General features: G+C 37.6%; 11 protein-coding genes. 8 read left to right on the forward strand and 3 right to left on the reverse strand.

Annotated elements, in window-relative coordinates; translation table 11 throughout:
• The first annotated feature begins 28 nt into the window (after window positions 1–28).
• The 8 genes from FLEMA_RS0106290 to FLEMA_RS67720 all read left to right on the forward strand — a co-directional run bounded on the left by FLEMA_RS0106290 (window position 29) and on the right by FLEMA_RS67720 (window position 9768).
• Window positions 29–1897, forward strand: a complete 1869-nt coding sequence (locus tag FLEMA_RS0106290; RefSeq protein ID WP_026994732.1) for a proton-conducting transporter transmembrane domain-containing protein — start codon at window positions 29–31, stop codon at window positions 1895–1897.
• A gap of 255 nt (window positions 1898–2152) precedes the next feature.
• A complete protein-coding gene (locus FLEMA_RS0106295) occupies window positions 2153–3424 on the forward strand; it encodes an O-antigen ligase family protein (RefSeq protein WP_026994733.1) in 1272 nt (423 codons plus the stop codon).
• A gap of 1 nt (window position 3425) precedes the next feature.
• The gene (locus FLEMA_RS0106300) at window positions 3426–4589 is read left to right on the forward strand and encodes a glycosyltransferase family 4 protein (protein ID WP_026994734.1); all 1164 of its coding nucleotides are present in this window, start codon (window positions 3426–3428) and stop codon (window positions 4587–4589) included.
• 180 nt (window positions 4590–4769) lie between these two features.
• Window positions 4770–5828: an acyltransferase family protein gene (locus FLEMA_RS0106305; RefSeq protein WP_026994735.1), complete on the forward strand. Its 1059-nt coding sequence runs from the start codon at window positions 4770–4772 to the stop codon at window positions 5826–5828.
• A complete protein-coding gene (locus FLEMA_RS0106310; protein WP_229359360.1) occupies window positions 5825–6979 on the forward strand; it encodes a glycosyltransferase in 1155 nt (384 codons plus the stop codon). Before FLEMA_RS0106305 ends, FLEMA_RS0106310 begins: the two co-directional genes overlap by 4 nt.
• A 16-nt stretch (window positions 6980–6995) precedes the next feature.
• On the forward strand, window positions 6996–7913 hold the full coding sequence (locus FLEMA_RS0106315; protein WP_026994737.1) for a glycosyltransferase family 2 protein: 918 nt from the start codon (window positions 6996–6998) through the stop codon (window positions 7911–7913).
• Between the two features lie 7 nt (window positions 7914–7920).
• Window positions 7921–8475: a WcaF family extracellular polysaccharide biosynthesis acetyltransferase gene (locus FLEMA_RS0106320; protein WP_026994738.1), complete on the forward strand. Its 555-nt coding sequence runs from the start codon at window positions 7921–7923 to the stop codon at window positions 8473–8475.
• Window positions 8476–8625: 150 nt separating this feature from the next.
• On the forward strand, window positions 8626–9768 hold the full coding sequence (locus FLEMA_RS67720) for a glycosyltransferase family 4 protein (protein ID WP_229359362.1): 1143 nt from the start codon (window positions 8626–8628) through the stop codon (window positions 9766–9768).
• Window positions 9769–9805: 37 nt separating this feature from the next.
• Here FLEMA_RS67720 and FLEMA_RS0106330 read toward each other — a convergent pair whose 3' ends face one another.
• The 3 genes from FLEMA_RS0106330 to FLEMA_RS0106340 form a co-directional block, all read right to left on the reverse strand.
• Window positions 9806–10861 carry a hypothetical protein gene (locus FLEMA_RS0106330; protein ID WP_026994739.1) on the reverse strand — a complete coding sequence of 352 codons (1056 nt, stop codon included), beginning with the start codon at window positions 10859–10861 and terminating at the stop codon, window positions 9806–9808.
• 126 nt (window positions 10862–10987) lie between these two features.
• Window positions 10988–12238, reverse strand: coding sequence for a glycosyltransferase family 4 protein (locus FLEMA_RS0106335; protein ID WP_026994740.1), 1251 nt, complete (start codon window positions 12236–12238; stop codon window positions 10988–10990).
• Window positions 12235–13203, reverse strand: a complete 969-nt coding sequence (locus FLEMA_RS0106340; protein WP_026994741.1) for a hypothetical protein — start codon at window positions 13201–13203, stop codon at window positions 12235–12237. Before FLEMA_RS0106340 ends, FLEMA_RS0106335 begins: the two co-directional genes overlap by 4 nt.
• Window positions 13204–13226 lie beyond the last annotated feature (23 nt).

Here is a 13226-nt window from a genome sequence, read left to right on the forward strand (position 1 = left end):
TTTTGTAATTACTGTAAGCTACCTGAATATGAATTCGTTACTTCATTTTTTTATACTATTTCCGATTTTGGGCTTTGTTGTGAGCCTATTTATTCCAGATAAAAAGGAAACCATCATCTCTGGAGCTACTTTTGGGTTTGTGGGAGCCCACTTGTTGATTTCAATAGGTTTTTTGGGCTATTGGGTATTCAACGGAGCCCCAACACTCAACCAAAAAGACATAGTTCTTTTCAAAACCGAAGGCTATGAGTTTTTTGTGGATTTTCTTTTTGATAGAATTACAGCCGTGTATCTTTTTGTAGGGGCATTGCTTACGTTTTTGGTAACACTTTACAGCCGCTATTACCTTCACCGCGAGGCAGGATACAAGCGTTTTTTCAATACTATCTTGTTTTTTTATATAGGTTATAACATCGCTATTTTTTCGGGTAATTTAGAAACGCTCTTTATTGGGTGGGAAATTTTAGGAATCTCGTCTTTTCTATTAATTGCCTTTTACCGTGAGCGTTATTTGCCTGTCAAAAATGCGGTAAAAGTATTTTCAATTTATAGAATTGGCGACGTTGGGTTGATTTTGGCCATGTGGGCTAGTCATCATCTTTGGCATGAAAATATTACTTTTTTAAAACTAAGCAATTATGAGTTAGTCCACGAACACTTGCAGTCGCATAGTGTAATGGGGGTATTTATATCGTTGATGATTTTGGTTTCGGCCGCTGCCAAATCGGCTCAGTTGCCATTTTCTTCATGGTTACCACGTGCTATGGAAGGCCCAACACCATCGTCTGCTATTTTTTATGGGTCGCTGTCGGTACATTTGGGCGTATTTATTTTGTTAAGAACTTTTCCTTTTTGGGAACATCAGCTTTCGGTAAGAATTATTATTGGACTGTTAGGATTGGTAACGAGTGTGATTACAACTGGGATAGCAAGAGTACAGTCGTCGGTAAAAAGCCAGATTGCGTATTCGTCTATTTCGCAGATTGGATTGATTTTTATAGAAATTGCTCTTGGTTTTGAAAACTTAGCGTTGTTCCATTTTGCAGGAAATGCTTTTTTAAGAACCTATCAATTGTTGGTGTCGCCGTCGGTGGTAAGTTATTTGATCAGAGAACAATTTTATAATTTCTCGCCACGCAAACGCTCTATCGAAGACTCTTTTCCAAGAAGGTTGGCTAATACTTTTTATATATTGTGTTTGAACGAGTGGAATTTAGATTCGTTGATGTACAAAGTATTGTGGAACCCATTGAAACAAATAGGAGCAAAATTAAATTTCTTGAATCTCAATCGTGTGGTATTGTTTTTTATACCTGCGTACTTGATAGGTTTGTTGAGTTTATTGAACAAAAGCCTTATTCCTGTCAATATACAGCCCTATTTACCAATATTATTTGCTTTATTGGGTTTAATCATGGTGCTAAAATCATTTACAGAGCGAAGAAAAACACAGATGAGCTGGGTAATGGTAGCGATGAACCACTTTTGGGTGGCTTTGTCGGTATCGTTCAACGAGCAGTACAAATTTGATGAGGTTGTATGGTATCTGAGTGGTGTTGTTATAGCCAGTGCTATTGGGTATTGGTGTTTGAGCCGTTTGAAAGGATTCGAGCAAAATATCGACCTGAATCGTTTTCATGGGCATTCGTACAAACATCCCAAAATTGCTTTTGTCTTTTTATTAGCTTGTTTGGGTGTCTCTGGATTTCCGATTTCGCCAACATTTATTGGTGAAGACCTAATATTTAGCCATATTCACGAAGACCAGATCGTGTTGGCATCATTTACAGCCCTGAGTTTGATTGTAGATGGTTTGGCTATTATTAGGATTTATGCAAGGGTATTTTTGGGCCCACACGCCAAGTCGCCGTACGAAATGGCTTACAGGTCGTCGTAGGATAAAAATAGTAAAAATATACAGTTGGAAATGTATGATGGAATTGCTAAAGCTACCAAGATTTACTTGGTAGCTTTTTGATTTTTGGATGTCCAGATACTAACTTAATAAGGCCAGAATACTAATATTGAGGCTACTTTCAGTTAAATTGCACATTCTATTGTGCGATAGTGTAGTTGATTTGTTATTTTTGTAGAGATGAAGCTATTTGATTTTAAATATAGTCGCCAATTTATAGGCATTTTTTTGGTATTTATGGGCACACCTTTATTGTATTTCTTTAAGGAAGTACTAGGGTTTGGGGGCTCTTCTACATTTACGGTATTAGGTTTTTTTGCGGGTTTTGCCTTGATGCTTTCCAAAGACGTCTTTAGCAAATTTTACCGGCCTAACGTTCCATTATTTAGGCTAGCCGCTATTTTTACGGGTATATCGCTTATTTATTTCTTCGCTTACAACGATGTGTATAGCGATAGCTACTTAGTAATGCGAGATTCGGGAAATTATTTGTTTATATTCATTTTCTTTTATTTGCTCTTGACCGTTCCCAACGAGGTAAAAGACTATTTTTTGCCTATCGTAGTGGTGCTTACTTTTATAGGTAGTGTTTGTTTGATTTATTCGATTGCTACTAATCCCTATTTTATTTTAGGACAGCGTGCCACGGTGGTATTTGGCGATGGTACTACCACTACAAGCGGCAACCCACACGTATATGCCCGAAACGCCTTTGCTGGAATATTTGCCTCTTACTTTATGTTCCAGTCGAAAAATCTCTTGTGGAAACTCTTCTGTGCGGTCAATATACTTTTATCGGCGGTGGTTTTGATTTTGGCACAAGCTCGTTCTATTTTGTTGTCATTTATGATAGCAGTGGCTCTTTTCTGCTACTATAATATATCGGGCAAAGCCCTCAAATCGGCAATTTCGGGTTTGTTTAAGCCCAAAAACTTTTTGATTTTCATGGCTATAATTGGAGCTGTTATGTACTTCCTAAGTACACAATATAACCTTTATATGATTGTCGAAAGTTATTTTAATGCTTTTAGCGAAACCTTCGTAAAAGCATTGTTGACGGCATTTGGCTTGGCCGATGAAAAACAAATTGACCACTCGGCATTAGGGCGTGTTGGTAATTTGGAGTATTTTAAAGAACTGATGTATTCAGAACCCTATTCGCTTATATTGGGCAAAGGGTATCGTTTTTGGTACATGGATATGCCTATAATCGAGGCTTTGCTCGATTATGGTATTATTGGCTTTTGGAGTTTCGGTATGATGAATTTACTTATTTTTAGAGAGTGCCTCCGAGCTATGAAGGCCAAAGACAATGTTTTTACGATGTTTTTAGCCTATTTCTATATTACCTATTTTGTAGGGCTTTTTACAGGAGGACGACCCAACGATACACCTTATTGGTTTGTTTTTGCCGTAATGATTCGTTTTATGGGCATCAAATATCTTGATTTATTACCTAAATCTATTTCAACCAAACCCGAATCTTCTAGCCCTGTAGCCGAGTCTTAGTATGAAAGTATTAATTATTCATAATCAGCTATGGGCTCATTATAAGTCGATTATATTCGATGAATTGCAGGCGATAGCTCATCAAGATAGCAACTTTGAACTACTGGTAGTTCAGATTGCCATTATTGAAAAAAGCAGAACTGCTTTAGGCAAATTTAACACTTCGAAGATTGGATACCCCTATCTGTTAATCCATGATGGTGTTTTGGAAGAAGTATCTCTACAAAAAAAGGTTATAGGTATCCTAAAAGCGATTGCGTCATTTAAGCCCGATGTAGTGAACCTGACAGGATATTATGATATTGCTTCTTGGATTGTTTTGTTGTATTGCAAAATAAAGGGTATCAAAACGATTCTTTCCAACGAGTCGACGGCTTCTGACCATCGCCGAAAAGGAATCAAAGAGTGGATAAAGTCGGTAATAGTAAGGCAATTTGATGGCTTTTTCAATTTTGGAACACAATCGGCTCAATATATGCTACAATTGGGGGCAACTCCTGAACAGCTATTGGTTAGCAAAAATTGTGTAGATAATACAACGCTCAAAGACGCTTATCAGTCGTCGTTGCCACTTCGTGAGGTGATTCAAAAGCAATTAGGTTTGGCCGAACACAATTTTATTTTTGTAGGTCGCCTTATTGCCTTCAAAAATTTAAACCGATTTATTCAGGCATTTCAAATAGCCCAACAGCAAGTTGTCAATAGCAACCAGTGGGGCATTATTATCTTGGGCGATGGTGAAGAGAAAGAGGGGCTTTTACAATATACTCAAGAGGTATCTTGTCGGAATGTTAATTTTTTGCCAGGGGTAGTTTGGAACAGAGTTCCCGAATATTTGGCCTTGTCGGATGTGCTGGTATTGCCGAGCTATTCCGAGCCTTGGGGCTTGGTTGTCAACGAGGCTATGGCTTGTGGCTTGCCTGTATTAGTATCTAATCAGTGTGGTTGTGCTATCGACTTGGTGCAGGATGGCAAAAATGGCTTTACATTCGACCCTTATGATTTAACAGCCTTGAGTAATCTATTAGTTAAGTTTATGACTGGTACTATCGATAATAAGGCGATGGGAAAGGTTTCTGAAGAAATTATTCAGGAATATGCCCCTTCGCAAGTGGCAATTGACATGTATAGAGGATTTAAGAAAGTAAGTAAGAAGTCAAAATAAAAAATCGGATTACTGGATGTTTTTACGGTACAGAGTTCTATCAAGTATTTTCTCTGTGAAAAGCCCTATGTATAATATCACTAGAAATTGTCCAGCAATAAGAATGTACATTAGTAGGTGGTTGTATTTGATTGATAATGATGCTTTTAACTACCCAATCACTAATTTACGCAATAGGTTATGTCTCAAAAGAAAATAATAAACTCCATTCAGCTTTTAAGAGGTTTTGCAGCGTTGGTCGTGGTGATTCATCATGTAGGAGGATATGTACGTGTCAATATAGCCGAAACACTTTTTGGCGATAAGTTTAGGATTGGTTTTGCGGGAGTCGATTTGTTTTTTGTGATAAGTGGCTTTATTATTTATTTCACAGCACAGCAATATCTTGGCCAAGCTTCGCAGTTTGGAGTATATTGGTCTAAAAGGCTTATTCGGGTATTTCCTATTTACTGGTTGGTAGCAACAGCGTTATTTTTATTACAATGGTTTTTGTCAACGTACTTGAAAGTAACCTCTTTTTCAACAGAATATGGGAGTGGTTTTTGGATCTATCTACAAACCTATTTGCTATTTCCATTGCATTTTGCCATTAATCCAGTTACATGGACACTTAGCTACGAACTGTTTTTTTACCTTTTGTTTTCTTTGTTAATTCTATCCAAAAGATATTGGATTATTCCTGCTATTATTCTGCTGGTTTCGTTTCATAATTTAATTTATCATCCTATTTTAGAAACCAACAAAGGGCTTTCTTATTATAATTTTGTCTTTTCTGGCTATAATTTTGAATTCTTGATGGGTTTTTTGATTTGTTATTATTTCAAGAAAATAACAATTTCATTACCTTTTTCATTTTTATTGTTGGGGGTATCCATAACTACGATATTATATTGGGGGTATGGCGTAGGCGACTACGATTATTATAAACGAGTACTTGTGTTTGGTGTGCCATCGGCGGGTATTTTGTGGAGTTTGCTGAATATTGAAGAAAAGTTATCTTTTCGAGTGCCAAGTCCATTACTTTTATTGGGCGATGCGTCTTATGTATTGTATTTAATTCATTTTCCGATGTTGTTATTGCTCAATAAGCTACCCAAAATGCTAGGTATTGTATTGAACAAACCTCAGATAGTAGCCTATAATTATGGCGTAATTGTGGTAATAATAGCCAGTGCTATTGTGATTCATAAATGGGTAGAAAAACCCGTTACATCTTTGTTAACCAAAAGAATAAGGTGAGTAAAACGATTAAAATTCTTAATATTTGTGGGTATTCGTGGGATATTGGTGGCCCGCCCAAAATTATTTATGACCATGCTGTAGTGCAGATGAGCCTAGGTGCTGAAGTAACTATTCTTACGCCTATCTCGGATGGACAAAAGCTGTATGCCATACCCGAAGGAGCAAAGGTAGTAACCTGTAAGCGTCATTGGGGGGCTAAGTTTTGGGCAGAGTTTTCGCCAGAGCTATACTTTTGGTTGAAAGAAAATGGTAATCAGTACGATATTATTCATATTCATGGAGTATGGCATTTTGCAGGTGTTGCTCCATTTTTGTTGCCTCTCAAAGCAGCCAAATGTATTACCATTCATGGGCTTTTAGATAAATGGACGATTAGTAAAGGTTATTGGAAAAAATGGCTTTTTGGGGTTTTGTTCCAAAAGCGTATTTTGAAAAATACCCAAATTATCCAAATCAATAACCTCGACGAGCAAGCCGACGTAAAACGCTTCCTAGGTTTTGAGCATCCCAATGTCGTGATTATTCCGAATGGGATGAACCTTGCTAATTTTTCGAAAATGCCCGAAAAAGGACTTTTCCGTAAGCAGTGTGCTATACCAAAGAATAAAAAAATGGTGCTTTTTTTGAGTAGAATTAATCTCAAAAAAGGATTGGATTTACTTTTGCCTGCTGTTCGTGAGGTATTGCGTCATAGAAAAGATTTTGTCTTGGTATTGGCTGGCCCCGACGATGGCTATCTCGAAACCACTCAGGCATTTATTGCACAGCACGAATTAGCCGAGCATATCAAGCTGGTAGGAATGCTGACAGGGAATAGCAAATTGGAAGCTTTTTCGGATGCCGATATTTTTGTGTTGCCATCGCACTCAGAGGGTTTTTCAATTGCTACGCTAGAGGCATTGATTTCGGGAGCACCTTCGTTGTTGTCGGATAGAGTGGGTTTTGGCGAGGCTATCCGTGAGGCAAAAGCCGCTCATTTGGTTGAGCTAAATGTAGATAGTATTGCGAATGGTTTGACTAAAATGCTTGATGATAAAGCATATTGTGCCATGTTGGCTCAAAATGGGCAAGCTTTGGTACGGGCCAAATATGATATAGAAATAGTGGGCAGGCAGTTGCTCGATGAATTTAAAAAAGTATTGATTTGATTAACCAAGCAAGCAAATGCAACAAGATATTTCAGTTATCATATTGACATTCAATGAAGAAAAGCACATTGCTAGGTGCATCAAGTCGCTGTTAGCTTTTACCGATAAAATATTTATTGTAGATTCGGGCTCTACCGACAAAACCGTCGAAATAGCCACTGGCTTGGGAGCTGTAGTACAATATAACCCTTGGGTGAATTATGCTCAGCAGTTTAATTTTGGCATAGAAAATAATCCTTTCAAAACCAAATGGCTGATGCGTATGGATTCGGACGAATATGTTTTGCCTGAGTTAGCCAACGAAATTAATACAAAGTTGTTTGTATTGGCTACCGAAATTACGGGAGTTTATGTAAAACGAAGGGTAATGTTTTTTGATAAATGGATAAAAAGAGGAGCTTATTATCCGATTTGGCTGTTGCGTTTGTGGCAAAATGGAAAAGGGATTTGTGAAGAAACATGGATGGACGAACACATCAAACTTACCGAAGGTAAGCACCATAATTTTGACCATGATATTGTAGACCACAATTTGAACAACCTTACATGGTGGACACAAAAACACAACTTGTATGCGATTCGTGAGGTGATAGATTTATTGAATATGAAATACGATTTTCGTGAATTTGAATCAGTTGAGCCAAATTTGTTTGGTTCGCAAGAGCAAAGAACACGTTATCTGAAAATGAAGTATGCGTCATTGCCGTTGTTTACTCGTCCGATTCTCTATTTTATTTATCGATATTTTGTTAGATTAGGCTTTCTCGATGGTGTACAAGGGCTGATGTGGCATTTTTTACAAGGATTTTGGTACAGGTTTTTGGTAGATGCCAAAATTTATGAAGTGTATCATCGTGTTGGGAAAGATAAAAAAGCCATTATCGACTTTTTTAGAACAGAATATGGTAAAGAATTAAACAATCTCAGAAAATAAAGCAATCATGACACTGAAAACCGACTTATCGAAATTTAATAATTCTTGGTATTATGCAGGTAACAAAATCAAGGTAATTGGCTGGTTTTTGGTGAGTTCTGTTACCATTAATTCGTACTTCCCGATTCCGATGTTTATCAAAAAACGAATCTTAACTTTGTTTGGGGCAAGAATTGGACAGAATTTTGTGATAAAACCAAAAGTAAATATCAAATACCCTTGGTTTTTGGAAATAGGCAATAACGTTTGGGTTGGCGAAGATGTATGGATTGATAATTTTACAACAGTTAAGCTGTATGACAATACTTGTGTGTCGCAAGGAGCGTTATTGCTGACAGGAAATCATAATTATAAAAAGACGACTTTCGATCAAATCATAGGCGAGATTCATATAGAAGAAGGGGCTTGGGTTGGTGCTAAATCTATTGTGTGTCCGGGTGTTAGGCTACACTCACATGCTGTTTTGGCAGTAGGCTCGGTGGCTACCAAAAATTTAACCGCTTACTCAATTTATCAAGGTAATCCAGCCGTGAAAGTACGTGAAAGGTCTATTTTAATCTAGTTAAATATTGTAGTTTTGTAGAATAGTTGTAACTTGTCTGAGGTAATTTCTCTTGATAATGGCTATTTAACAAAAATAAATCTCTTATGTTTTGGCGAGATTCGCTAGTTAAATATGAATAATTTTTTATCAAATATATATAATGACAGATTGTTTCAGATAATAGTTTCGGGCATTGTGGCAACAATTGTGTCTGTAGCGGCTATTCCTGTTATTATCAAAATTTCGAGGTTGAAGAACTTAATGGCCGACCCTGGCGAGCGAAGCTCTCACATAAAAAAAACACCTACACTTGGAGGGGTAGCTATTTTTGCTTCTACGCTGATTAGCTATTTCTTGTGGAGTAATCCCGACGAAGAGGAGTTTGTCCATTTATCTATTTCTGCTATTGTAATTCTATTTTTCTTAGGGGTCAAAGACGATATTTTGGTTTTGTCGCCTAAGAAAAAAATGATTGTACAAATAGGTGCTTCGGCCTTGGTGGTGGTTTTTGGTAATGTTCGGCTAGAAAATCTTTTTGGTATTTTTGGGGTCGAAGAAATTCCCTATTTACTGAGCTTACCGCTTACTGTTTTTGTTTTTCTGGCTCTAATCAATGCTATCAACTTGATTGATGGGATTGATGGGTTAGCTGGTGGTATCGGAATGATTTGCGGTGGTATATTTGGACTCTGGTTTTACCTCAATGGTTATTATGCTTTGGCTTGTTTGGCGGCATCTATGGCGGGTTCATTATTAGGTTTTTTGAGGTTTAATTATTCCATTACTTCCAAAATCTTCATGGGCGATACGGGTTCTTTGATTGTAGGCTTTTTGTTGACAATGTTTGCTATTAAATTTGTTCAATTGAATATAGCTTATCGTTTTGACCCGAATGCCTCTTTTAGTGCTCCTATATTAGCTATTGTAGTATTGATTGTTCCTATTTTTGATACTTTGCGGGTATTTATTGTTCGTTTAAAAGATAAAAAATCACCTTTCGTGGGAGACCGAAACCACTTGCATCATATTTTGATAGATAGTGGCTTGTCACATTTTCAGGCTAGTTCGATACTGTGGGTATTTACGTTGGTATCAACTATTGCTTTTTTGGCTATTACCAAAAACACCGAAAATACTATTTCGCTTTATATTTTAATTGGTTTATTTGGTATTTATATGTGGTGTTCACATTTGCTAAAACGCAGAAACCAATTACGACAAGAGCAGGCCGATTTGGCAAAAGCCAAGGCTGAGGAAGAAGAAGAACGACAGGCACTTGTAAAAGAGAAGCCTATGATGACGATAAAATAGAAAAAGCTCCGAAAGGAGCTTTTTCTATTTAGGAGGGTTATTCCATAATATTGGCATTGATTTTCATTTTTTGTTCAATTCTTTTCAGAACTCTTTCGCTATTTTTTAGTTTCTCAATAGCTTCTTTTGAGCCATTATTTACTTCTTCTTTCAGGCTATCTCTAATGGCAGTCCACTTGTCTTTTTGTTGCTCTAATAGCTGATATTGTAGTTGAGCTTGTTCTGGTGTAAGCTTTTTATGGCTAGAACCACCGCTTGTCGATGAATGGGTAGTTGCATTACTACTGGTATTTTCATCGGTTTTGGTTGGGCTAGTAAACGCATTGGTTGCGGGTGCGGGCGTTTCGGTAGCTCCATTGTTGAGCGGAAGAGTATCTGTGGTTAGTTCTTTGGCAAGCTGTTCATTGGCCTTCGCTATTTCAGCAGAATCACTCTGAATATAATTAGGGATAGTGTTGGTATCTATCGAGTTTGGTTTCTGAGTTAGGCGATAGTTGGGATTAGTAAGCCAGTAAATTAATCCAGCAAGAGCCAAAGCTAAAAGCAGTACCGTCAAGATTAACTTGGTAGGTGATTCCTTTTTTGCTTGTGGTTTTTCAGGAGTTGTTATAACAACTGGCGTTTCGAGCTTCTTGCTATCAATAACCTCCATTACCACAATATTGTATCTGAGCTGACTATTGGTGGCGTTTACAATACTAAGCAAATTTTGAATAGCATTTTCTGGAGAACTACTTTTTTGGAGTACATCATCTATTTCACCATCAGAGAGCTGTTGACGCAGGGTATCGCTACAAATCAATAGTTTGTCATCTTCTTGGAGTGTAAAACTAATGATTTCGAGTTTGGATGGTCTTGCTAAAAACTGTAATTTTTGAGCTTTTCTACTTAGGTAACAGTGTGTGTCGCTTATCCAATTCATTAGCGAAGTATCGCCCAAATCCCACGAAACTTGCAATTCATTATCAGGGTTTGACTCTTTGGCAATTTTAGTTCCCAAATGAAAAACCTGTAAGATAGAATCTCGCAAAGCTCGGTAGGTGGCTTCTTTATCGTCTGGCTCTTGGATATTTTCCAGCGTATTTGTATCCATTGTAAGGAAAACGGTTTATTTCCTCGTTGCGGGCAATCAAGGAATGAATGACTTGTTTCTACTTAGCCTTAACAAAAAACATGCCGAAAGCAGAGAATCATTTGCCTTTGGCAGCTTTAGACATAATTAGGATAATTTCTGGTAAACTTCAAGGGTTTGTTGTCCCATTTTTTCCCATGTAAACATGGTACTTCTTGCTAGCGAAGCAGCAATAAGCTGATTTCTTTGGGTATGGTTGTTGAGTAAATTCAACATAGCTCCCGAAATACCATTAATATCGGTTGGATTTACGGTAATACCTGCATCGCCTACAACTTCGGGTAACGATGTAGTATTAGATACAATAACGGGCGTACCACATTGCATGGCTTCTAAAGGAGGCAAACCAAAGCCTTCACAAAACGAGACAAATACAAAGGCAGTTGCTCCACTATAAATACTAGCCAAATGGTGATCGGGCATATATCCTGTTACCATAATGCGCTTGCGTAAAGGTGCTGCAATATTGAGATTTTCGAAAATACCTTCAAAATCCCAGCCTTTTGTACCTACCAAAACCAAGTTGGCTTGAGTATCTTTTTGTTCCTGAATAAGTTGTACAAATGCCTTGATAGTCGACTCGATATTCTTGCGGGGTTCAAACGTAGCGAGGCTCAGAAAATAAGGTACGTCGGTGGGGATTTGGTAAGTTTGGAGTACCGACTTGATAGTTTCAGGGTTATATTCTGGATAAAAAATATCTTTTGAGGCTGCCAAATGCGTTACAAAAACTTGCTCAGGCTTAATATTACTAAGTTCTAGTAAGTCGGCCTTGGTTGATTCTGAAATACAAATAACGTGTGTGTCAGGATATTTTTGTAGGTCTTTGAGTACCGTGGCTACAACTTGGTCGTTGTGTGACTGAAAAAACTGAGGGTATTTTATCGGAATTAAATCGTGAATCGTAATAACTTTCTTGATATGACCCCTCTGTTGAATAAGCTTTGGAATCGGGAAGTAGGGGCTGTGATAAATATCAAAAGTACTTAGCTGCTGAGTATCGATGGGATGATAAAAGCCCGATAGTTTATTGAAAAAATGACGCACAGCTTTTTGAAAAATAGAATTATGCTCGAACAACTGGATAATACTATTTTGGAATTGAGCAATACGAATTGCCTTTGGCTCATGTACAAACGCAATGTCGGGTTGTAACATTTGGTCTTTTACAAAAGCCATAGCATCCCGAAGGCTTTGTTCGGCCACATAGTTTAGTGTAATATTCTCCTTTTTATTGAGGGCATAAGCCAAATGCTCGGCCACACGAAAAATACCTGTTCGGGCCTTGGCATTATAATAGCCCATCCCTAACAGCGATGTATCAAAGATTACCTTCATATTTCAAAATTTTCAATCCATTGAATCATGTTCTTACTCGATTTTTCGAGGGTTCTGACAAGCACGTTTTTCTTTTTGTAAGGTTTGTATTTACCCAAGGTTGGTACATAGTGGCTAAACCTGTCTAGTGGTTTTATCAACGAAAGATATTCTTTAAGCATTGTTTTGAGTATTCCTAGTGTAGTAGGTGCTACACCCGAAAGGTTTCGTAGAAAAGCCTGAGGGTCGTTGCTCTGAAGGTCTGTCCATTGAATAAATACCAAAGGTGTGTGGGTATTGACCACAATACCCGCCGAGGTATTACTAAGCGAGCGTTCGGCCAAATTGAAGGCATTGACATGGAAGCCTTCGTGAAAAGTAATATGGACTGAATCTTGAAAAATCGGGATAAAGTTGAGCCAAAGCTGTTCTGCTCCAAAGCCATGACAAAAATCGAAATAACCTTTATCCTTGACACGTGTTTGCCAATAACTTAGAAACTGTGCCGCTTGTTTGGAAGGGCGATAAGCCCAAAAACCTGCATTATACAAGCCTACATTTAGAAAAGATGCCTCGTTGATGCTGAAGCTAGGGTTGCGAGGCTTTGTAATATTGGGACTAAGAATAATAGAGTGCTGATCGAGTAGTTCAAAAATAGATTGAATAGAGCCTAATACCCATGTTTTGCTATCCAGAAAAACCAATTTGTTAGCCAGAAAAGTTTTTTCAAAATAACTGGCAAAATAAGGTTTCAACGAGCGGTTTAGCTCGTCGACAGTATATTTTTTCGACATTTCGCCCAAAAAAGGAAGCTGTAATTGCTCAACACTTACCAATTCGTACTCGATAGCAGGTATATTGCTAGGAATCGAGTCGGAAATACCAATAACAAATTTGAGATTGGGATGATGTTTTCGTAATGAATCACCTAGCGTAATAGCATAAGGTAATTGATTAAGAGAGCAAACTGTGAAGACTAACTGCATAATTATAATAAAAGTTTCTTTCA

The organism is Flectobacillus major DSM 103, assembly GCF_000427405.1.
GTDB lineage: Bacteria > Bacteroidota > Bacteroidia > Cytophagales > Spirosomataceae > Flectobacillus > Flectobacillus major.